The organism is Citrobacter sp. R56 (genome assembly GCF_016811995.1).
In the GTDB taxonomy this organism is placed as follows: domain Bacteria; phylum Pseudomonadota; class Gammaproteobacteria; order Enterobacterales; family Enterobacteriaceae; genus Citrobacter_D; species Citrobacter_D enshiensis.
The window spans coordinates 427,589-449,409 of sequence record NZ_CP069159.1 but is presented as its reverse complement, the minus strand read 5'-3'; the positions used below and the strand labels follow the sequence as shown (position 1 = coordinate 449,409).

Sequence of the window (21,821 nt, the reverse complement as noted above, 5' to 3'; positions counted from 1 at the left end):
AACAAAAGTTATCCTAACACAGGATCGAAAGCGGGGTGAAATGCTCCGACTTTTTCATTCAGAAAACAAATGATTCCCGCATTCTCTCATTATACATGAATTATTCAGTGCGCTATTTTCTCTTTATTTATTCTCTCTTTTTTAACGATACGAGTCCTCTGACCAAGTTAGTGAAATTTAAGAATATGCTCTTGAAAAATAATCATAACAATATGTTTTTAAACAAAATAATTAAATCTTCAATTTAAAAATAAGATATCCATGCCATAAAAACCGTAAAGAAAAATATAACATCCGCTCCAGCACACCATCATCACCTGATTCATCTTCTTTCTGGCATGGAGTGAGAAAATGTTCGGCATAATAATTTCTGTGATCGTTTTAATTACGATGGGCTATCTGATCCTCAAAAACTATAAACCCCAGATAGTATTGGCTGCTGCGGGGATCTTCCTGATGCTATGTGGCGTCTGGTTGGGTCTGGGATCGCTACTGGATCCGGCCAAAAGCAGCGGTTATCTGTTGGTTGATATTTATAATGAGATCCTGCGCATGCTCTCAACCAGGGCCGCCGGGTTAGGGTTGTCCATCATGGCTGTGGGGGGATATGCCCGTTATATGGACCGGATGGGAGCCAGTCGGGCAATGGTGAGTCTGCTGAGCCGGCCACTGAAGCTTATCAAATCACCCTATATTGTTCTCGCCGCAACCTATGTGATCGGACAGATCATGGCACAATTCATTACCAGCGCGTCGGGGCTGGGAATGCTATTGATGGTCACGCTCTATCCGACGTTGGTCAGCCTGGGAGTGAGCCGTCTTTCTGCGGTGGCGGTAATTGCAACATCAATGTCGATTGAGTGGGGGATCCTCGAAACTAACTCTATTTTCGCAGCACAGGTCGCCGGAATGAAAATCGCGACCTATTTCTTTCAGTACCAGCTTCCTGTGGCTACCTGCGTCATTGTTGCTGTCGCTATCGCCCACTTTTTTGTTCAACGCCGATTTGACCAAAAGGCGACGACAGAGAGCGGGCACCCCGTGGAACAACGCGCTCTTGAGGATGTCCCTCCGCTGTATTACGCGCTTTTACCCGTTATGCCGCTCATCCTGATGCTTGGCTCACTCTTGCTGGCACATACTGGCTATATGCAGTCAGAACTCAATTTGGTCGTAGTAATGCTGATGAGCATGACCATCACGATATTTGTGGAATTCATTCGTACGCACAATCTTCGGGAAACGATGGACGACGTTCAGGCGTTCTTTGATGGTATGGGCACCCAGTTTGCGAATGTTGTCACGCTGGTGGTCGCGGGTGAAATTTTTGCCAAAGGCTTAACCACCATCGGTACCGTAGATGCAGTAATCAAAGGCGCTGAGCATTCCGGTCTGGGTGGTATTGGCGTCATGATCATCATGGCGATCGTCATTGCGGCCTGCGCAATTGTGATGGGTTCCGGCAACGCGCCATTTATGTCTTTTGCGAGTCTGATCCCGGATATCGCCGCAGGACTTCACATTCCCGCCGTCGTTATGATCATGCCGATGCATTTTGCGACAACGCTGGCTCGCGCGGTTTCGCCGATCACCGCCGTCATTGTTGTGACGTCAGGCATTGCGGGCGTCTCTCCCTTTGAGGTCGTTAAACGTACGGCGATCCCAATGGCGGTAGGATTCGTGGTGAATATGATTGCCACTATCATATTTTTTTATTAGCGGACAGTAGAATACAAAACAGGCCCCTGGGGGCCTGTTTGATTTTATAGACGATTTATTTTACGACGCGGAGCGCCGGTCGACCACCACGTGGCGGTGGCGGCGGATCGTCATCGGGACGGTTGTCATCATCATGATCCGGCTTATCACCATCGATAACAGACATGACCGCCTCGCCCTCTACACCCGCGGTTTCGTCATCATCATTGATACTGGTGACGTTTTCATCGTAAGCGGCTTCAGGTTCGAACATCGTACCCGCACCATTCTCACGTGCATAAATCGCCAGTACGGCAGCCAGTGGAACTGAAACCTGGCGAGGTACGCCGCCAAAGCGCGCATTGAAACGCACTTCGTCATTCGCCAGCTCCAGGTTCCCCACCGCACGAGGCGCAATGTTCAGGACTATTTGCCCGTCACGCGCATATTCCATGGGGACATGCACGCCAGGAAGCGTCACATCCACCACCAGGTGCGGCGTTAGCTGGTTATCCAGCAGCCATTCATAAAATGCACGCAGCAGGTATGGACGGCGTGGGGATAGCTGTGACAAATCCATACAGATTAACCCCGGCCGAGGCGCATTTCACGCTCAGGTTCGGTCAGCGACGCCAGGAAAGAGTCACGCTCAAATACGCGAGTCATGTACCCTTTCAGCTCTTTCGCACCCGCACCGCTGAACTCAATGCCCAACTGCGGCAAACGCCACAGCAACGGCGCCAGGTAGCAATCGACCAGGCTGAATTCATCGCTCAGGAAATACGGTTTCTGACCAAATACAGGTGCAATCGCCTGCAGCTCTTCACGCAGTTGTTTGCGTGCAACGTCAGCTTCAGAAGCAGACCCGTTTACGATGACGTTCATCAGCGTATACCAGTCTTTTTCTATACGGTGCATGTACAGGCGGCTTTCACCGCGAGCAACCGGGTAAACCGGCATCAGCGGTGGATGAGGGAAACGCTCATCAAGATATTCCATAATGATGCGAGATTCCCATAGGGTCAGCTCACGATCCACCAGTGTCGGTACGCTCTGATTCGGGTTGAGGTCAATCAGATCCTGAGGTGGATTGTCCTTTTCCACGTGCTCGATCTCGAAACTAACACCTTTCTCAGCCAGCACAATGCGGACCTGATGGCTATAGATGTCAGTAGGACCAGAAAACAGCGTCATTACCGAACGTTTGTTGGCAGCGACAGCCATGAAAACCTCCAGGTATATTCAGAATTTTTACTGCTACCAGCCACCAGGTGACCAGTCAGAAGTTATGTTTCCCATCGTCGGAAAAGTCATTCACTGTTCAAAAATCAAACAAAAAATGAACAATCCTCGATATTTGGGCAGAAAATTGGATGATAGTTTACCAGATTTTGTGACCTTTGTGGTGAGTCGATTCTGGAAATGGGGAAAAAGAGGGCGCTAATCGGAGGATAGCGGTGCGTTTGACGGCGATATATCGATAAAAAAACCCGCCGAAGCGGGTTTTTCGCCAACTGTGCTCTGCCGAAGCAGAAACCAATTAACGTTTGGAGAACTGCGGACGACGACGTGCTTTACGCAGACCGACTTTCTTACGTTCAACCTGACGAGCGTCACGAGTAACGAAGCCAGCTTTACGCAGTTCAGAACGCAGGGACTCGTCGTACTCCATCAGAGCGCGGGTGATACCGTGACGGATCGCACCAGCCTGACCAGAGATACCACCACCTTTAACGGTGATGTACAGATCCAGTTTCTCAACCATGTCGACCAGTTCCAGCGGCTGACGAACTACCATGCGGGCAGTTTCACGACCGAAGTACTGTTCCAGAGAACGTTGGTTGATTACGATTTTACCACTGCCCGGTTTGATGAAAACGCGAGCTGCGGAACTTTTGCGGCGACCAGTGCCGTAGTATTGATTTTCAGCCATTGCCTATAATCCCGATTAGATGTCAAGAACTTGCGGTTGCTGTGCCGCATGGTTGTGCTCGTTGCCCGCGTAAACTTTCAGTTTACGGTACATAGCACGACCCAGCGGGCCTTTTGGCAGCATGCCTTTAACCGCGATTTCAATCACACGCTCAGGACGGCGGGCAATCATCTCTTCAAAGGTCGCTTGTTTGATACCGCCGATGTGGCCAGTGTGGTGATAGTACACTTTGTCAGTACGCTTGTTGCCGGTTACAGCAACTTTGTCAGCGTTCAGAACAATGATGTAATCACCGGTATCTACGTGCGGAGTGTATTCCGCTTTGTGCTTACCGCGCAGGCGACGAGCCAGTTCAGTAGCCAGACGGCCCAGAGTTTTACCGGTCGCGTCAACAACATACCAGTCGCGTTTTACGGTTTCTGGTTTAGCTGTAAAAGTTTTCATTAAAAGCTTACCCAAATAAATAAGTTACACGTTGGTGAACACCCAAACGTTTAGTCAGTTGAGGTTCACACGACATTGTCCAGCAAACCTACCCCTTCGAATAGCCTATGCCGGCGCAGAGAAAGTTTCGGGAAAAAAACTCTCTTGTAACGTGGGGTCGCAAGATTATAGAGAAGTCGGGGTCAAAGGTCGACCCCTTTATGTGATTTGCGACAGGTTTAACCGGCCAGGTGTTCCCGCTTGAGGTACTCCTCGCTCTGCATCTCCTGTAAACGCGACAGACAGCGCTGAAATTCGAACTTCAGGCGCTCGCCCCGATAGATTTCATATAAAGGTACGGCGGCGCTAACCACCAGTTTGACGTGGCGCTCATAAAACTCATCCACCAGAGCAATAAAGCGACGCGCTTCACTCTCCATCAACGGCGTCATCACGGGAACATCAAATAACAACACCGTATGGAAAAGACGCGACAACGCAATGTAGTCATGCTGGCTACGGGCATCCACGCACAGCGTGGAGAACGAGACTGCCAGCGTTTGGTTTTCGACTCCCAGCGTTGCGAGCGGGCGATGGTTAACTTCCAGCGTCGGCGCATGCTGACGCTTTGTCCCCGCAAGCGCCAGCCAGAGCGAATCCATCTGCCGTTGCGTGTCATCGTTGAGCGGGGCGAGCCATAAATGCGCCTGAGTCAGCGTGCGCAGGCGATAATCGACCCCGGCGTCCACATTCATGATGTCGCAGTGCTGTTTTATCGCGTCGATGGCCGGAAGAAAACGCGCACGTTGCAGACCGTTACGGTATAAGTCGTCCGGCGGAATGTTGGATGTCGCCACCAGCGTGATACCGCGAGCAAACAGCGCCTTCATTAATCCACCAAGCAACATCGCATCGGTGATATCCGAAACAAAAAACTCATCGAAACAGAGCACATCCGTCTCTGCTTTAAAACGGTCGGCAACGATCTCCAGCGGGTCGCTTTTCCCCTGTAGGGCGGTCAGTTCTTCATGTACGCGCAGCATAAAACGGTGGAAATGCAGTCGCTGTTTACGTTCGCCCGGCAGACTGTGATAAAACAGATCCATCAGCCAGGTTTTCCCGCGTCCCACCCCGCCCCACATATACAGACCGCGCACCGGTAAACGTGCTGCTGGCTCACGTTTTCTCAACAATTTGCCAAAACGGGCCATCAGTCCGCTGGCCTGTGGCTCAGGGGACACGCTGCTCGTTAGTTCCTGGTAAATGGTTTCCAGCCGGTTAACCGCTTCTTTTTGTACGTCGTCGGGCTGGTGGCTTCCCTCGTTGAGGGCATGGAGGTAACGCGATGTCGGGGAAAAGCTTTGCATGATGTTATTGTTATTCCTTGAGAATCGATGTGCCGTCGTTCACGGTTGACGAAAAAAAGGCCGTTCTACACTACGCGATATAAAGTCGGGATTCCACTTCTACGGGATTAGCGGTTATAGTGGCATAATCAGGCGCAGGCATGGAGCCTAAAGCCAACACCCTACGGAAACAAAAGACAACGGGAGATGTTCATGACCTGGGAATATGCGCTAATTGGGTTAGTCGTCGGTATCATTATTGGTGCCGTAGCCGTGCGTTTTGGTAATCGTAAATTACGTCAACAGCAGGCATTGCAGTACGAACTGGAAAAGAACAAAGCTGAGCTGGAAGAGTATCGTGAAGAGCTGGTCAGCCACTTTGCCCGCAGCGCTGAGCTGCTGGATACCATGGCGCATGATTATCGCCAGCTGTATCAACACATGGCAAAAAGTTCCAGCAGCCTGCTGCCGGAACTGACTGCGGAAACTAACCCGTTCCGTAATCGCCTGGCGGAGTCTGAAGCCGGTAACGATCAGGCACCGGTTCAGATGCCACGTGACTATTCCGAAGGGGCGTCCGGCCTGCTACGTGCGGGTGCCAAACGCGGTTAACCACACAACGTAAATAATTTTATTGGGCGCAGTCATTGCGCCCTCTCTTCTCTCCTGTCCCAGCTATTATTTAGTCAGCAGTCTCATTGTTGCCATGTCGAAAATTCAATAACATCAAACTGTTTTGAATCGTCTTTCCTTTCACTCAAGGTACGAGAGCAGGATCCATGAAAAAACAAACCCAGTTGTTGAGTGCATTAGCGTTAAGTATCGGTTTAACGCTCTCAGCGCCGTTTCAGGCCCTCGCGTCAATACCAGCACAAATTCCTGGCCAGGCAGCTCTGCCAAGCCTCGCCCCCATGCTGGAAAAGGTACTGCCTGCCGTGGTTAGCGTCAGAGTCGAAGGAACGGCTGCCCAGGGGCAAAAAGTCCCGGAAGAGTTCAAAAAATTTTTTGGCGATGAGTTACCTGACCAACCGTCACAACCTTTCGAAGGTTTAGGGTCTGGGGTCATCATTGATGCCGCGAAAGGGTATGTCCTGACCAATAATCACGTTATCAGTCAGGCGCAGAAGATCAGCATCCAGTTAAATGACGGGCGTGAATTCGACGCCAAGCTGATCGGCAGTGACGATCAAAGTGATATTGCTCTGCTGCAAATTCAGAAAGCCAGTAATCTGACGCAAATTGCCATCGCCGACTCCGACAAGTTACGCGTAGGGGACTTTGCCGTCGCCGTAGGTAATCCGTTTGGGCTGGGGCAAACGGCGACGTCCGGTATAGTGTCTGCGCTGGGGCGTAGCGGGCTGAATCTGGAAGGGCTGGAAAACTTCATTCAGACTGACGCGTCCATTAACCGCGGTAACTCCGGTGGAGCCCTGCTCAACCTGAACGGCGAGCTGATCGGTATTAACACCGCCATCCTCGCCCCTGGCGGTGGCAGTATCGGAATTGGGTTTGCTATCCCGAGCAACATGGCGCGCACGCTGGCGCAGCAGTTGATCCAGTTCGGTGAAATCAAGCGGGGTCTGCTGGGTATCAAAGGCACGGAAATGACTGCCGATATCGCCAAAGCGTTCAAACTTGACGTACAGCGCGGCGCATTTGTCAGTGAAGTGCTGCCAAACTCGGGTTCCGCAAAAGCGGGCGTGAAGTCCGGCGATGTCATCACCAGTCTTAACGGCAAGCCACTCAACAGTTTTGCAGAGTTACGTTCGCGTATTGCAACAACAGAGCCTGGCACCACCGTGAAACTGGGTCTGTTGCGTGACGGTAAACCACTGGAAGTCGACGTTACCCTGGACTCCAACACATCATCATCCGCCAGTGCTGAGATGATCGCCCCGGCGCTGCAAGGTGCTACGTTAAGCGACGGTCAATTGAAGGACGGCAGCAAAGGCATCAAGATTGATAATGTTGAAAAAAGCAGCCCTGCGGCTCAGGCGGGTTTACATAAAGATGACGTCATCGTCAGTGTAAACCGCGATCGCGTGAACTCTATCGCCGAGATGCGCAAGGTGCTGGAGGCGAAACCGTCCATCATTGCCCTGCAAATCGTTCGCGGTAATGAGAGCATTTATTTGCTCTTACGTTAAGTCCGTCGTGAACCGGACATCAGCCTCACGTGTGATGTCCGGTAAACTCATGGTATGCTGCTGACGTTCCCTTTTTTAATGACGCCTCCATCATGTTTGTGAAGCTCTTACGTTCAGTCGCGATTGGTTTAATTGTCGGCGCCATTTTGTTGGCCGCTATGCCGTCGCTGCGCAAAATAAATACCCTTACGGCTCCGCAATTCGACAGCACCGATGAGACGCCTGTCAGTTACAACTCGGCGGTCCGCCGTGCAGCACCTGCCGTCGTTAACGTCTATAACCGCAGTATGAACAGTACGGCGCATAATCAGCTTGAGATCCGCACGCTGGGCTCCGGTGTGATCATGGATCAGCGCGGTTATATCATCACCAACAAGCATGTCATTAACGACGCCGATCAGATAATCGTCGCCCTACAAGATGGACGCGTGTTTGAGGCGCTGCTGGTGGGGTCCGATACGCTGACCGATCTGGCCGTGTTAAAAATTAATGCCGCCGGTGGACTCCCGACGATTCCGATAAACTCGCGTCGTACGCCGCATATTGGCGATGTCGTTCTGGCAATCGGCAACCCGTATAATCTCGGACAAACCATCACCCAGGGGATCATCAGCGCGACCGGTCGTATTGGTCTGAACCCTTCCGGGCGCCAGAATTTTCTACAAACGGACGCCTCGATCAACCACGGTAATTCCGGTGGCGCGCTGATCAACTCGCTGGGTGAGTTGATGGGCATTAACACCTTATCCTTTGATAAAAGTAATGACGGCGAAACGCCGGAAGGCATTGGTTTCGCCATTCCGTTCCAGCTGGCGACCAAAATTATGGATAAACTTATCCGTGATGGTCGTGTGATCCGTGGCTACATCGGTATTGGCGGCCGCGAAATCGCGCCAATGCATGCCCAGGGCGGTGGGATAGACCAAATTCAGGGAATCGTCGTCAATGAGGTATCACCGGATGGCCCGGCGGCTCAGGCTGGCATTCAGGTCAATGATTTGATCATTTCGGTGAACAATAAGCCTGCCGTTTCCGCGCTGGAAACGATGGACCAGGTCGCTGAAATTCGCCCAGGCTCGGTGATCTCTGTGGTCGTCATGCGGGATGACAAGCAGTTGACGCTGCAGGTTACCATTCAGGAATATCCGGCAACCAACTGAGTATTTCCCGAAGCCAGAGACAAAAAAAACCGGAGTCGCAATGCTCCGGTTTTTTTTCACTGATGGCGGTTCGCTTACTTATTAACGAACTCTTCGCCCAGGGTGATATCTTTCTTCAGCGTATCCAGCATGCCTTCCATCGCATTCTGCTCAAAGGCACTCAGTTTGCCGATAGACTGACGCTCTTCCACACCATTTTTGCCCAGCAGCAGCGGTTGTGAGAAGAAACGCGCATACTGGCCGTCGCCTTCAACGTAAGCACATTCCACAACGCCTTTTTCGCCCTGCAGCGCGCGAACCAGAGACAGACCAAAACGTGCGGCAGCCTGACCCATAGACAGGGTTGCAGATCCGCCACCGGCTTTTGCTTCAACCACTTCAGTACCCGCGTTCTGGATACGTTTGGTCAGGGCAGCGGCCTCTTCTTCGGTGAAGCTAACGCCAGGGATTTGCGACAGCAGTGGCAGAATCGTCACACCAGAGTGTCCGCCAATCACCGGAACTTCAACTTCAGTCGGCAGCTTGCCTTTCAGTTCCGCAACAAAGGTGTTGGAGCGGATGATGTCCAGCGTGGTCACGCCAAACAGTTTGTTCTTGTCGTAAACACCTGCTTTCTTCAGGACTTCTGCAGCGATAGCGACAGTGGTGTTCACCGGGTTGGTGATAATACCCACGCACGCTTTCGGACAGGTTTTCGCAATCTGCTGGACCAGGTTTTTCACGATACCGGCGTTAACGTTAAACAGGTCGGAACGATCCATACCCGGTTTACGCGCCACACCCGCAGAGATCAGAACCACATCCGCACCTTCCAGTGCCGGGGTTGCGTCTTCGCCACAGAAACCTTTGATCTTCACAGCAGTTGGGATATGGCTCAAGTCAGTGGCCACACCTGGAGTCACTGGAGCGATGTCGTACAGGGAGAGTTCTGAACCTGAAGGCAGTTGATTCTTTAACAGTAATGCTAGCGCCTGACCGATACCGCCAGCTGCGCCGAGGACTGCAACTTTCATCCTAAACTCCTTATTATATTGATAAGCTAAGTGTTTAATGCTCCGCGGCGGCGACCTTAATTCACAAAATTAATGATTACAATACTCACGTGTCAAGAATGCGGAGTCACGCGAATTTGGCTTTTATGCATTTAATTTACGTAATCCAAAGCCACTGCAGCTGTAGAGCAACTTTTCCACAAGTGCGGACAATATACCCTACTCCCCCCTCAAAACAACATCAATTTGATAACATTTAATTTACTTTTAACCTTATTTGCGAGCCGTGACACAGGCATGTTTCTTGATAACGAAATTTGATAAAATTCCGCTCTTTCATAACATTATTTCAGCCTCGAACAAGGCAGACTGTTTGCATAAAAATTCATCTGTATGCACAATAATGTTGTTTCTACCGCCATATTACGGGTGACTTATGCGAAGCTCGGCAAAACAAGAAGAATTAGTAAAGGCGTTTAAAGCGCTGCTTAAAGAAGAAAAATTCAGCTCACAGGGTGAAATAGTCCTCGCGTTGCAGGATCAGGGCTTTGATAACATCAACCAGTCCAAAGTCTCACGCATGCTGACAAAGTTCGGCGCCGTGCGGACCCGCAACGCAAAAATGGAGATGGTGTACTGCCTCCCGGCAGAGTTGGGTGTCCCCACGACATCCAGCCCGTTAAAGAACCTGGTATTAGATATCGATTTCAATGATGCCGTTGTGGTGATCCATACCAGCCCAGGCGCAGCGCAACTGATCGCACGCCTGCTGGATTCACTGGGCAAAGCGGAAGGTATCCTCGGGACAATTGCGGGCGATGACACCATTTTCACAACCCCAGCTAATGGCTTCTCAGTGAAAGATCTGTACGAAGCGATTCTCGAACTGTTCGAACAAGAGCTGTAACCCCCTCTCCCCGCCGCCACACACGGCGGGGAAAATCCTGTCTTTCTCCCCGCTTTGCACGCATTTCCACTGCTTTTGATTTAACGAATAGTGCGTTTAATCGCTTAAACACATTCACGCGGTCAATGATAAAGCCAAATATCGCACATTTTGTTAAATTTTATATCTTTATGAATTTATTAGATTTAAATCGAAAACCTCGCCATCAGAAGCATTTTTAATTCCATGTGATTATAAAAACTAAATTTTTTAATACTTAATTACCCACTGAACAATTAGCAGGGTATTAATTAATTGCGTGACTAGTGTATACTTGATTTTGTGATGAGGGTCACGAAACAAAGGACCCCAATAAAAGAATTCGACGAGGTAAATATCATGAAAATCAAAACTACAGTTGCAACGTTAAGTATTCTCTCTGTTCTCTCATTCGGTGCATTTGCCGCAGATTCCATCAATGCCCAGCAGGCGCAAAACCGCGAAGCTATCGGTTCTGTTTCCGTCAGTGCGATCGGCTCTTCACCGATGGACATGCATGAAATGCTGAACAAAAAAGCGGAACAACAAGGCGCCTCAGCGTATCAGATCACCGAAGCACGTAGCGGTAGCCACTGGCACGCCACTGCTGAACTGTACAAATAAGGCTCGCCTGTCATCGCTAATGCAAACAATAACTCGCGGGAATATCGCATAAGAACGCCCTTCAAACCGCTGAGTTAACCGTATTGAGGAATGTAAACTATGAACACTAAATATCTTATCGCTTCACTCGGCCTGGCTTCAGTTCTCTCTTTCGGCGCAAACGCTGCCGTACACCAGGTCAATGCGCAAGAAGCACAAAATCTGCAATCCATGGGCAGTGTCTCTGTTTCTCAGATTGGTAGTTCTCCGATGGATATGCGTCAGGAGCTCGCCGCTAAAGCAGAAAAAGCAGGCGCCAGCAGCTATCGCGTGATTGAACTGAAAGAAGGGTCACAGTGGCACGCCACGGCAGAACTCTACAAATAAACCCTCGTCGTCTAGTCCGACGACTTGCCCCCGCCTGTCGGGGGCTTTTTTATATCTACGGCTTAGAGCCGAACGTTAAAACGTAACTGTCCTTCCAGCTCTTCTTCTGCTTCATCGAACAGCAAAATCAGCGCCCCATAACGTCGGCGCTGCTTTTCAGGTAGATGAACAAACTCTATTTCCAGCGGCAACGGCAATACTTCGCCGATCACTATCTCCCACAAAGAATCCAGATCGCTGATCTGTTCTCTGGCAATACCAAACATCCGCGCAAACTCACGGTAAAAATCACTCTGGTTTTCTATCTCATCAAAATCAAAGGTATAGATATTCATTGCCCGCCACCACCTCCGGTAAGCGCTTTCGCAACCCACCAAACTACCTACCACGACGATTCCTGCACATCGGTTAAGTATAGCCATAAAAAAACCGACGCTTTTGGCGTCGGCTTTTCCGTGTTTAGTTATCCGTGAGGGCATGCTGATATTTATGCAACATGCCTGAGAGGCGTTTTACCGGTTCCGTGACCTGCGGTGGCGCTTCCCAGATGCGCAGTTTTTCCTGATAGATGTCGAGTTCCTCAAGGAGTTGTCCGAAGTATCGCCGACGCTTGTCGTCGCTACTGGCGGAAATCACGCGATCCGCGGTGCGGCGAAGCTGACGGTGGAAAATAGAGAGATCGTCATTCACCGGAACCGGCGCATCACGAAGACGTTGATGCGCAATGATCATCGTCAGCGCCAGACGGAATTTGGGCAAATCCCCAGGGAATTTGTTCATCAGCAAAAACAGCTGCTGATAGAGCGCCGGAAGATGGTTTTGCTTACGCCGTACCACATTGGTGGTCATGGCTGAGACAGCCGCCGAAACAAACTGATTGAGCAACACGCGACCGGTCCTGTCACGGGAGTTATCCCGCACCAGTAAGATCACGATAAACGCCAGCATACAGCCGACAATCTGCCCCAATGCGCTGTCCAGAAACTGACTAAAATGGAAGGTCATGGGGTTGTCGAGCACAATGATGTTAATGGTGCTCGCCAGTGCCCCCATCGAACCCAGGCGGCGTTTCTGGACTTCGATTCCCAGAAAGAATCCCAGTACCGCCAGACTCAGACAGAGCAGCAACATACTTTGTTGGGTGTTAGGGATAATCACCAGAAAATAGAGTAACCCCAACGGCAGCGCTGCCAGCGTTCCGTAGATAAAGTCGATCGCGACCATTCGCGGATTCGGCAACCGCATCGCCAGTGAGGTCACGACGGCAATCATCACCATCGCACCGCTACCAGACGTCCATCCCGTCCACAGCCAGAACAACGTCCCCAGCACACATGACAAGGTGGTGCGCCAGAAGTTGACCATCGCATGGTGACGCTCGGCAGACTCCACCTTCACCACGGGCTCACCCTGTAAAATCTCTTCTTCAGTCGCACTGATTTTTGTATTACCCACCACGCCGCGTTTCAATAACAGATACCGCGTTGCTGCCCCAGCCCAGGTGTACAGGGTGACAGGCGTTTCCCGCTCCCCCGTCCAGGCGATCACGCGGCGCATGCGCTTGAGCTGCCGGTGAACATCCTGCGCAGTTTCAACAGGGGTTTCAAACAACTCACGAAACGTATCGGTGATCAGCTCCGGACGCGTATTTTGAATCATGTAGGTTTCGCAGGATTGCGTAATCAGCGTCAGGGAGAGCGTATTGAGCGCCTTCAGACGTCGGTTAGCACGCCCCCAGCGCGAGGATTCCATGTTCAGATTGCTGCGCATGCCATCCAGTGCCGCAGTACGGCGCACAAGTGCGCTCCAGGCCCGGTCCACTTCCTCACTGTCACCGTGTTTAATACACAGCTGCATCAGTTGATACTGCGCAATGAGCAGGTTATCCAGTTCAAGATCAACCTCTTGCTTCACCGATCGTGGAGAGAAAATCAGATCCGCGATGATGGCGCAGACGATGCCAATCACAATCTCGCTACAGCGCTCAAGGGCGAACTGTGGCGTCAATAGCGGTTCCGTTTGAATGGTGATGACGATAATAAGTGCGGTATACCCCGAAAGCCCCCACGCGTAGGAGTTTTCAAGGCGCACCAGAGAAGAGATCCAGGTGCAAAATCCCGCCCAGATACAGCACACCAGAATCATCAGCAGCGGTGCGCGAATCATGGTGATGATGATCGCCAGCGCGGCGATACAACCAATAAAGGTCCCGATGATGCGCAACATACCGCGATAGCGGATGGCACCAGAATACGGTTCGCCTCCGGCAGCAAATGCCGGACCCGCCGCAACAAGCGCCGCGGTCAGTACCGCCCAGCGCGGCGTTTCAAGCTGAAAGTGAAAGCCAACAAACAGAGCCAGCACAATCGCGCACGCCAGCTTTATCGCAAAGCGAACGTGTTGGCTGGCGATGGTGAACATCCCCATCATGATTAACCAAACTCGCGCAGACGATGCGCTAATTTGCGAAAGAAGGAGTCCTGACTTTCATCACGATCCTGCTGACCGGTAATCACGACCGTCGCCGTTGTACCTGCTGGCCACAGATTGTTCTGCTGGTCATCAAGACGGATCCGCACCGGAACACGCTGCGCCAGTCGCACCCATTCGAGGTTGGAATCAATCGTCGCCATGCCCTTCGCATCGCGGGTACTGCTGGCATTCGTGACCCCCGCCGCCACGCTATCCACACTCCCTTTTAACACCCGATTACTGCCCAGCGGCGTAATTTCCGCACGATAGCCCGGATGAACACCCTCCAGCTTGGTTTCCTCCATGTACGCCAGTACATAGAAAGAGTGCTGTTTTACCAGAGCGACCGCCGTGGAACCACGGGTAATAAACTCACCGGTATAGACGTTCAGGTTGGTTACCCAACCGTCTGCCGGCGCGCGAATCACGGTCCGTTCGAGATCTAATTTTGCCAGGTCACGGGTAGCCTGCGCTCTCGCGAGCTGATGTAATACGGTTTGCAGAACGTTGTTGGCCTGATCGATTTCTTCACGAGACATCGCCTGAACACCAAGACGATTACGTCGACCCGCTTCCTGGCGTTTTTCCTGCGACAACACCTGGTAATACGCCACATCGGCTTCGGCCTCTTCAAGCGCCTTTATATAGCGCGGCTGATCGATGGTGAACAGCACCTGATCCTTTTTCACCAGTTGGTTATCGCGAACATTAACATTGGTGATAAGTCCTGCCACATCTGGCGCAATGGCCACCACATCCGCGCTGAAGCGCGCATCACGCGTCCACGGCGACTCGGTGTAATAGACCCAGGCACGAAAAATGGCGATAAATGCCAGGATGACCAGTACCAGCGTAATGGCCGTACGGGAGATTTTTCTTGTTAGTGTTTTCACTTCAGCCTCAAACAAACATGCGCGATATCAGATAAAAAAGGCAGCAATAGAGCGCGGTATTAAACAGAGCCGGATGCCATACGAAATCATAGATACCTGTCGGTACCAGCACCCGGCGCACCAGCCAGAAAATCGCCAGTGATAAAAGAAGTTCGAAAAATATCGGTGGGAAGGACAGCCCAAACACCACGATAACGGGAAACAGACTCATGTTGACCTTGATTGTAGAGAGAGTGCAGGCGATAGCGTTATTAGCCAATGTCACCGCAGAGAAGGGCAAGGAAAGCCAGGCGAGAGCGACACTGCTGTTATTTGAATAATAATATATTAGCGTAACTGTTATGCTGTTATCTATAATATGTGATCTAAATCACTTTTAAGCCAGAGTGAATAATGGAACGATTAAAACGGATGTCGGTGTTTGCCAAAGTGGTCGAATTTGGCTCCTTTACCGCCGCTGCCAGACAGCTACAAATGAGCGTCTCCTCCATTAGCCAGACCGTGGCAAAACTGGAAGATGAACTGCAGGTGAAGCTGCTGAACCGCAGTACTCGCAGCATTGGCCTTACCGAAGCCGGTAAAATTTACTACCAGGGCTGCCGCCGAATGTTGCATGAAGTCCAGGATGTACATGAGCAGCTCTACGCGTTTAACAATACTCCTATCGGTACGTTGCGCATCGGCTGTTCTTCAACCATGGCGCAAAATGTCCTTGCCGGACTGACCGCCAGGATGCTGAAGGAATACCCCGGACTCACGGTGAACCTGGTGACAGGTATTCCAGCCCCTGACCTGATTGCCGACGGTCTGGACGTCGTGATTCGGGTCGGTGCGTTGCAGGACTCGAGCCTGTTTTCTCGCCGTCTGGGAGCCATGCCGATGGTGGTCTGCGCCGCAAAAAGCTATCTCGCACAATTTGGCGTACCGGAAAAACCTGCCGATCTCAGCAACCACTCCTGGCTGGAATACAGCGTGCGACCGGATAACGAATTTGAGCTGATCGCCCCGGAAGGGATCTCCACCCGGCTAATCCCTCAGGGAAGATTCGTGACCAACGATCCTATGACGCTCAGCCGCTGGCTGACGGTAGGTGCCGGGATCGCCTACGTCCCGCTGATGTGGGTGATCAACGAGATCAATCGGGGAGAGCTTGAGATCTTACTGCCCCGTTATCAGTCGGATCCCCGTCCGGTCTACGCGTTGTACACCGAAAAAGACAAATTGCCCTTAAAAGTGCAGGTGGTTATCAACTATCTGACGGACTACTTTGTCGACGTGGCGAAGCTGTTTCAGGGGATGTACGGCAGAGGAAAGAAAAAGTAATAATAAGGCCCGATAGCGCTGCGCGTATCGGGCCTGGAGCAAGAATCAAATTCACAGACCGGGTATATCCGGCCTCTGATAATCAGGCAGTACCACCCACCGTCAGGTTATCCACCTTCAGCGTCGGCTGACCCACGCCAACCGGCAGGCTTTGTCCTTCCTTACCGCAGACGCCAACGCCGTTATCCAGTTTCAGGTCATTGCCGACCATCGAAATTTGCTGCATGGCTTCAATACCTGAGCCAATCAGCGTGGCGCCTTTGACCGGCTTGGTCACTTTTCCGTTTTCGATCAGATAGGCTTCTGAGGTCGAGAACACAAACTTGCCGGAAGTGATATCCACCTGGCCGCCGCCAAAGTTAGGCGCGTAGATCCCGTATTCAACCGATTCGATAATTTCCTGCGGCGTGGATTTTCCTGGCAACATGTAGGTGTTGGTCATACGCGGCATCGGCAGGTGCGCATACGACTCACGACGCCCGTTCCCTGTAGGCGCAACGCCCATCAAACGCGCATTCAGTTTATCCTGCATGTACCCTTTCAGGATGCCGTTTTCGATCAATACGTTGTACTGGCCTGGCGTCCCTTCGTCATCGATGGCGACAGAGCCACGGCGGTCAACCATCGTGCCGTCGTCAACCACGGTACAGAGTTCAGAAGCCACCAGCTCACCCATATGGCCGCTGAAGACTGACGTACCACGACGGTTGAAATCGCCTTCCAGTCCGTGCCCTACCGCTTCGTGCAGCAACACGCCCGGCCAGCCTGCGCCCAATACCACCGGCAGCGTTCCCGCAGGCGCAGCAACCGCAGAGAGATTTACCAGCGCCATACGTACCGCTTCTTTTGCCCAGGCATCCGCGCGCACTTCGCCGTCCAGCGAGCCTAAGAAAAACTCATAGCCAAAACGACCGCCGCCGCCGCTGGCGCCGCGCTCGCGTTTACCGTCCTCTTCAACCTGTACGCTGACAGACAGGCGCACCAGCGGGCGAACATCTGCCGCCAGCGTACCGTCGGTCGCAGCCACCAGAATAAGCTCATAAACGCCGGTCAGGCTGGCAGTCACTTCCTGCACACGTTTGTCGGCTTCACGCGCCACTTTGTCCACGCGGCGCAGAATGTCCAGCTTCTCTTCACGGCTCATGCTTTGCAGCGGATCAGCAGAGGTATACAGCGCCTGATGCTCCACGGCCCCCAGCGTTTTCACTTTACCGTCGCCACTGTCACGCACAATGGTACGCGCCGCGTGAGCACTTTGTTCAAGCGCCAGCAGGCTTATCTGATCCGCGTAAGCAAATCCGGTTTTTTCACCGCTGACCGCACGTACACCGACGCCCTGATCGATGTTGTAAGAACCATCTTTAATGATGCGGTCTTCTAAAACCCAGGATTCGTGATAGCTCGACTGAAAATAGAGATCGCCGTAATCAAGACGGCGTTCGGCCAGTTGGCCCAGAATAGCGAACAGATCCTGATGTTTCAGGCCATTCGCTGCTAGCAATTGTTCACTTACCAGGTTCAGACTCATCGTTTTGCTACTCGTTAGTTACTGCGGTAGAAGTTCTATTTACTGAGATTGGGGCAATTACTCGCCCCCGTCAAATCATTGCGGGCTTTCTTTACGCGCCTGGCGCAGGACTTCGTTAATCTGCGGTTTGTCTACCGGACCCGTGATGCGGTAGCGCAGAATCGACACTTTGCTCCACAACGGCCCCAGCACTTTACTGGCGGCAAACACTGCCGCGCCGACGATCGGGTTAACCGCAAACGCAGCCGCCACGCCCACTGTCGCGGAGATCTCCGGCGCCACAACCGCCTCCAGATTGAGCTCCCGACGCACCAGATTTACCGACCCCTTCATGGCGATATCGGCCTCCAGACCATCCACCAGCGTGTCGTCTGTATTCAGGACGCCGTCTTTAATCCACGCCGTGCTGCGAATGGAATCGAAATAAAAACCTTCGTTAAAGGTATCACTGAAATCAAAACGCAGCTTACGTAACAGGGCATCAAAGCTCAGCAAACGCAGTAATTGACCGGCATGACCGGTGCTCAGCTCCGTAATCTCACCTTTGCCAAGATGCACTTTTAAAATACCGTTAAGCGAGGATTCTTCAGGCTGCCACGGCGGGTTCCGCCAGTGCAGATCGTAATCCACATTAAACGACGCATTACGGATCGGCGTTGAGAAACCAAAGAATCCCACAGCAGCGTCAATCTTGTTACCGCGCAATTTACCTTTGAACGATGTGCGTTCACGGCCAGGGACATTTACCCACTCGCCGTCTACCGTCAGTCGGGCAAAACCGGTATCCAGCAACCCATTAGACAGCGTCAGCGTGTCGCCTTTGATGCCCACATCCCCGTCGATACGCCCGTATTTTTGTCCCCACATCCAGCACTCTTCACAACGCAGCTGTACGTCCGGCCAGCCACGGAAACTCACTCTGTCATTCGACGAGAACGGTGAGGGTGATGGCGCGCTTTCGCTACTCTTCGCTACATTTGGGTTGTAATAGAGGTACTTAATATTTGCCAGCCATGGCGCGTTATTACGCATCGCCAGCGTGGCGTTGATCTCTCGCCCCTGTGCAGCAACCTGAGCGCCATTCGACGAGGGTTCTGAGACAATACTCAGGTTATTCCACTGCTGCCCGCCAAGAGACAGAGAAGGCGTACGCAGCGTAATACGCTGAGGGAAATTTGCATTGGCGCCGACATTATCTGCCGCACCTTTCTGGAACAACGCTAACCATTCTGCACCATCCATGGCCGGCAGGTTGAGTTCAACACCTTCTTTCTCCGGCAATTGCGGCGTTGTGTGGCTATCGGTTGTCCAGATAGCACGGTCCAGCGTCAATTTGTGATTCAGCAGCCAGCGGGTATTAAAATGGTTTTTATTGCCTGCGCTGCCTGTCAGGTCGAAACTCTGCAAGTTACCCGTTGCTTTAATATTCACAGGCAACGGTTCACCGGGTTGTTTATTTAACGGCGCGGGTAAGTGACTACTTACATTTCGTAGATCGCCCGTCATGTCGATGTTGTACGTCGCACCTGCGTGATACGGGAGATCGATCCCCACTTTGCCGTTCCACGCCATGCTGCCGTTTAACGCACCATTGACTTGCTCTGGCAGCACGCCCATGCGGGTTGGCTGCCAGTTGCCCTTGAGATTGACCGCGACCTGATAAGCTTTCGCGCCTTCGTTGGTAGAGAAATCCACATTCAGCGGCTGATTAAACCAGCTCGCCGTCAGCGGCTCGCTCTTGAGATTGCCATTCACAAAACTAAATTTGCCGGTCAGATTTTTCAGCGTGCTGTCGAGCGGTTGAATGAACAAGCTGTTGTTGTTCAATGAAACATCGCCCTTCGCCGTCACCTGCTCACCATCCAGCGGGATGTCGAGATGTAAGCGAGCATTCACATCACCGTCAATCTGGAGTTGTTCCAGCGTCGCGCCAAGAGAATCCTTCAGTGGTGTTTCGTCGAAATAGGGACCGACCGCTTTACCTGGCCCCTTGATATCCGCATCAATCAGCAGTTTTTCTTTGCTGTAGTCAGGGATATTCGCCGTCAAATTGCTGGCCCTGACGCCGCCCAGATTGACGCCATCGGTCTTCATCCACAGGCCATCGTTCAGGAAGTTGAGCTCAATATTGAGATCTGTCAGCGCGGGCCAGTCCGGCTGAAACGCAAATTTCGCATTACGCAGCGGCACCAGAACCTGGAACTGACCTTCATTATGTTTATACGGGAACAGACGTGGATTACCGCCATAGACCAGCGTGGCATTATCCGCCTGGCCCCCCTGAATCGCGCCACTGAGATAATCGACCAGCGCGGTGCCCATCAGGTTTTCCGGGAAGTAGCGCCAGGCCTGAGAACCGTCGTCCGTGCTGATGCCCGCCAGAATGCCTAGCCAGGGTTCATCGCCCGCAAGCTGCAGATAACGGAAACCGCCGCGCGCATGGACAGCTTTTGCCTTAACGTCAATATTTCGCCCGTCTAACTGAAAACCCTTATCGTTCTTCAGCCAGTTCAACGTCGCTACGCCGCGTTCAATTTCCAATGGCGCGCGGAAGACGGTTTCATACGGCATTTTGGCCTGTTGCATCGAGGCCGTCAGCGCACCATTTTCAACGCTCCCCGACAGCGTGCCGGAGAAATTCTCCGCACCGGGTAACAGTTTCCATTGTTTCCAGGCCAGATCATTCCATGAGGCCTGAAAGCGGGTTTTTTCAGTCGCCTGCAGGGGAATATCCAGCGCCAGGATGTCAATCTTTCCGCTCGGCTGTGTGGCTTGCCAGATGTCACCCAGCGCAGGGGAGAGTTTTGTGACGACAGGGCGCAATCCGTCCATATCGGACAGTTCAAGGTTACTGGCGCGAATACGTAATTCATCACTACGTTTATTGTTCTGCCCGCCCACTTCCTGTTCCGGAACCCAGGCTAAGGTCAGCGCCCCACGCGGCCAGGGCTTGTTATCCAGCGTTATGCTGGTATTCGGAATATAAAATTGCCAACCCGGTTGTGCGCGACTGATATGCGCGGTCAGATTGTCGACGGAAAGGGAGTGTGCATTATTGTCGCCCTTCCAGCTCGCCCCCCCCTGTTTAAGCCAGATATCGCCGCCGGAGACTTCGCCTTTGCTAAGCGTCATCCAACCTTCCAGGCTAAAACGTGCCGTCTGTAACGCCACATTGTCCTGCATCCATTTACCCAGCCACGGCTTCACGTCGATGTCATCAGCCTGTAGCCAGACCCGGCCATTGTTCAGTAGCCCTTCATCGTCTCGCAGATCCATACGAACCTGCATTACGCCATGCTGTCCGGTGAGGCTGGAGAGGCTAACCTGCCCTTCAGCGCGGTGTCTGTCTTTGCCGTTTAGCCAGGTAAGTTGCGGGATCGCGAGTTCAGCGCGCTGGCCTGAAAGGGTAAGAAAACTGATTTGGCTGTCGCGCAGATCGAAGTGATCAAACTGACGCAGGAAGAGATCGCTAATGCGGTTGGTTTCAAACCCGTCACTGCTCTCGTTGCGCTGGATCGGCGTATTGGTGCGGATATTCAACTGCCAGAAGGTCAGGTCGCGAAACTGCCAGCGCATGTTCAGCAGACTTTGCCAGACATCCAGCGCCAGCGTGACGCGCTTTACGGAGAGTTCACCGCCATCTTTCAGGCTGGCGTGAATATCCTTCGCCTCGAGTGTGGGGCCGAAATTTTGCCAGCTGGCGTTCAGTTGGCTGGCAGAGACAGGGATCCCCGTCGCCGACTCAATCCGGGAAAGAATCGTTGGTCGCCAGCTGTCCAGATGGGGTAACGCAAGGCGCAGTCCACTGACCAGCAGCGCTGCGACGACAACGAGCGCGGCTCCAGTGAGCAATAAAATCCCCGGCAATCGCCTCACGCGTCTCTCCTTGTCTACCTAAAAATATGACTCACAAACCCACTTCTCCGGATGGCGGCGTGAACGCCTTATCCGGCCTACGCCTGGTTTGTAGGCCCGATAAGCGCAGCGCCAT

Annotated in this window: 20 protein-coding genes; 8 read left to right on the top strand and 12 right to left on the bottom strand. The window is 52.3% G+C overall.

Translation table 11 applies throughout. From position 1 onward, the window contains the following. Positions 1–351: 351 nt before the first annotated feature. Positions 352–1,719 carry an anaerobic C4-dicarboxylate transporter DcuC gene (gene dcuC, locus JM656_RS02165; protein ID WP_203359814.1) on the top strand — a complete coding sequence of 456 codons (1,368 nt, stop codon included), beginning with the start codon at positions 352–354 and terminating at the stop codon, positions 1,717–1,719. Positions 1,720–1,774: 55 nt separating this feature from the next. Here the strand turns inward: dcuC and sspB are convergent, their stop codons facing one another. The 5 genes from sspB to zapE all read right to left on the bottom strand — a co-directional run bounded on the left by sspB (position 1,775) and on the right by zapE (position 5,421). Next, positions 1,775–2,278: a ClpXP protease specificity-enhancing factor gene (gene sspB, locus JM656_RS02160; RefSeq protein ID WP_203359813.1), complete on the bottom strand. Its 504-nt coding sequence runs from the start codon at positions 2,276–2,278 to the stop codon at positions 1,775–1,777. Positions 2,279–2,283: 5 nt separating this feature from the next. Continuing rightward, entirely contained in the window at positions 2,284–2,922 is a 639-nt protein-coding gene (sspA, locus tag JM656_RS02155; protein WP_203359812.1) for a stringent starvation protein SspA, read from the bottom strand. 316 nt (positions 2,923–3,238) lie between these two features. Next, positions 3,239–3,631 (bottom strand): 30S ribosomal protein S9, encoded by a 393-nt coding sequence (gene rpsI, locus JM656_RS02150; RefSeq protein ID WP_003860436.1) that lies wholly within the window; start codon positions 3,629–3,631, stop codon positions 3,239–3,241. A 15-nt stretch (positions 3,632–3,646) separates the two neighbouring features. Beyond that, complete coding sequence (gene rplM, locus JM656_RS02145; protein ID WP_024551131.1) at positions 3,647–4,075, bottom strand: 50S ribosomal protein L13; 429 nt, start codon at positions 4,073–4,075, stop codon at positions 3,647–3,649. Between the two features lie 218 nt (positions 4,076–4,293). After that, the gene (zapE, locus tag JM656_RS02140; protein WP_203359811.1) at positions 4,294–5,421 is read right to left on the bottom strand and encodes a cell division protein ZapE; all 1,128 of its coding nucleotides are present in this window, start codon (positions 5,419–5,421) and stop codon (positions 4,294–4,296) included. Between the two features lie 192 nt (positions 5,422–5,613). On the opposite strand from zapE, the gene zapG reads away from it, so the two are divergent. The 3 genes from zapG (at position 5,614) to degS (ending at position 8,707) form a co-directional block, all read left to right on the top strand. Next, positions 5,614–6,012, top strand: coding sequence for a Z-ring associated protein ZapG (gene zapG / locus JM656_RS02135; RefSeq protein WP_203359810.1), 399 nt, complete (start codon positions 5,614–5,616; stop codon positions 6,010–6,012). A gap of 167 nt (positions 6,013–6,179) precedes the next feature. Then, positions 6,180–7,547: a serine endoprotease DegQ gene (gene degQ / locus JM656_RS02130; protein ID WP_203359809.1), complete on the top strand. Its 1,368-nt coding sequence runs from the start codon at positions 6,180–6,182 to the stop codon at positions 7,545–7,547. Between the two features lie 92 nt (positions 7,548–7,639). Then, positions 7,640–8,707, top strand: coding sequence for an outer membrane-stress sensor serine endopeptidase DegS (degS, locus tag JM656_RS02125; protein ID WP_192613658.1), 1,068 nt, complete (start codon positions 7,640–7,642; stop codon positions 8,705–8,707). Positions 8,708–8,781: 74 nt separating this feature from the next. Here degS and mdh read toward each other — a convergent pair whose 3' ends face one another. Beyond that, entirely contained in the window at positions 8,782–9,720 is a 939-nt protein-coding gene (gene mdh / locus JM656_RS02120) for a malate dehydrogenase (protein WP_192613659.1), read from the bottom strand. 415 nt (positions 9,721–10,135) lie between these two features. Here mdh and argR point away from each other — a divergent pair, with 415 nt between their 5' ends. The 3 genes from argR to yhcN-B all read left to right on the top strand — a co-directional run bounded on the left by argR (position 10,136) and on the right by yhcN-B (position 11,614). Beyond that, entirely contained in the window at positions 10,136–10,606 is a 471-nt protein-coding gene (gene argR, locus JM656_RS02115; protein WP_162379319.1) for a transcriptional regulator ArgR, read from the top strand. Positions 10,607–10,984: 378 nt separating this feature from the next. Further along, entirely contained in the window at positions 10,985–11,248 is a 264-nt protein-coding gene (gene yhcN / locus JM656_RS02110) for a peroxide/acid stress response protein YhcN (RefSeq protein WP_192613660.1), read from the top strand. 99 nt (positions 11,249–11,347) lie between these two features. Beyond that, positions 11,348–11,614, top strand: a complete 267-nt coding sequence (yhcN-B, locus tag JM656_RS02105) for a DUF1471 family stress response protein YhcN-B (RefSeq protein WP_192613661.1) — start codon at positions 11,348–11,350, stop codon at positions 11,612–11,614. A 62-nt stretch (positions 11,615–11,676) separates the two neighbouring features. Here yhcN-B and JM656_RS02100 read toward each other — a convergent pair whose 3' ends face one another. The 4 genes from JM656_RS02100 to aaeX all read right to left on the bottom strand — a co-directional run bounded on the left by JM656_RS02100 (position 11,677) and on the right by aaeX (position 15,190). Further along, positions 11,677–11,949, bottom strand: coding sequence for a hypothetical protein (locus JM656_RS02100; RefSeq protein ID WP_203359808.1), 273 nt, complete (start codon positions 11,947–11,949; stop codon positions 11,677–11,679). A gap of 124 nt (positions 11,950–12,073) precedes the next feature. Beyond that, positions 12,074–14,041: a p-hydroxybenzoic acid efflux pump subunit AaeB gene (aaeB, locus tag JM656_RS02095; protein WP_203361196.1), complete on the bottom strand. Its 1,968-nt coding sequence runs from the start codon at positions 14,039–14,041 to the stop codon at positions 12,074–12,076. Between the two features lie 5 nt (positions 14,042–14,046). Next, positions 14,047–14,979 carry a p-hydroxybenzoic acid efflux pump subunit AaeA gene (gene aaeA / locus JM656_RS02090; protein WP_203359807.1) on the bottom strand — a complete coding sequence of 311 codons (933 nt, stop codon included), beginning with the start codon at positions 14,977–14,979 and terminating at the stop codon, positions 14,047–14,049. A 7-nt stretch (positions 14,980–14,986) separates the two neighbouring features. Beyond that, positions 14,987–15,190, bottom strand: a complete 204-nt coding sequence (aaeX, locus tag JM656_RS02085) for a p-hydroxybenzoic acid efflux pump operon protein AaeX (RefSeq protein WP_162379314.1) — start codon at positions 15,188–15,190, stop codon at positions 14,987–14,989. A 182-nt stretch (positions 15,191–15,372) separates the two neighbouring features. Between aaeX and aaeR the strand changes: the two genes are divergently transcribed. Continuing rightward, positions 15,373–16,302 carry an HTH-type transcriptional activator AaeR gene (gene aaeR, locus JM656_RS02080; protein ID WP_203359806.1) on the top strand — a complete coding sequence of 310 codons (930 nt, stop codon included), beginning with the start codon at positions 15,373–15,375 and terminating at the stop codon, positions 16,300–16,302. 82 nt (positions 16,303–16,384) lie between these two features. On the opposite strand, the gene tldD is transcribed toward aaeR, so the two are convergent. Together tldD and yhdP are read right to left on the bottom strand one after the other, a co-directional pair. Beyond that, the gene (gene tldD / locus JM656_RS02075; protein ID WP_203359805.1) at positions 16,385–17,830 is read right to left on the bottom strand and encodes a metalloprotease TldD; all 1,446 of its coding nucleotides are present in this window, start codon (positions 17,828–17,830) and stop codon (positions 16,385–16,387) included. A 75-nt stretch (positions 17,831–17,905) separates the two neighbouring features. After that, entirely contained in the window at positions 17,906–21,706 is a 3,801-nt protein-coding gene (gene yhdP, locus JM656_RS02070; RefSeq protein WP_203359804.1) for an AsmA2 domain-containing protein YhdP, read from the bottom strand. Positions 21,707–21,821: the final 115 nt, after the last annotated feature.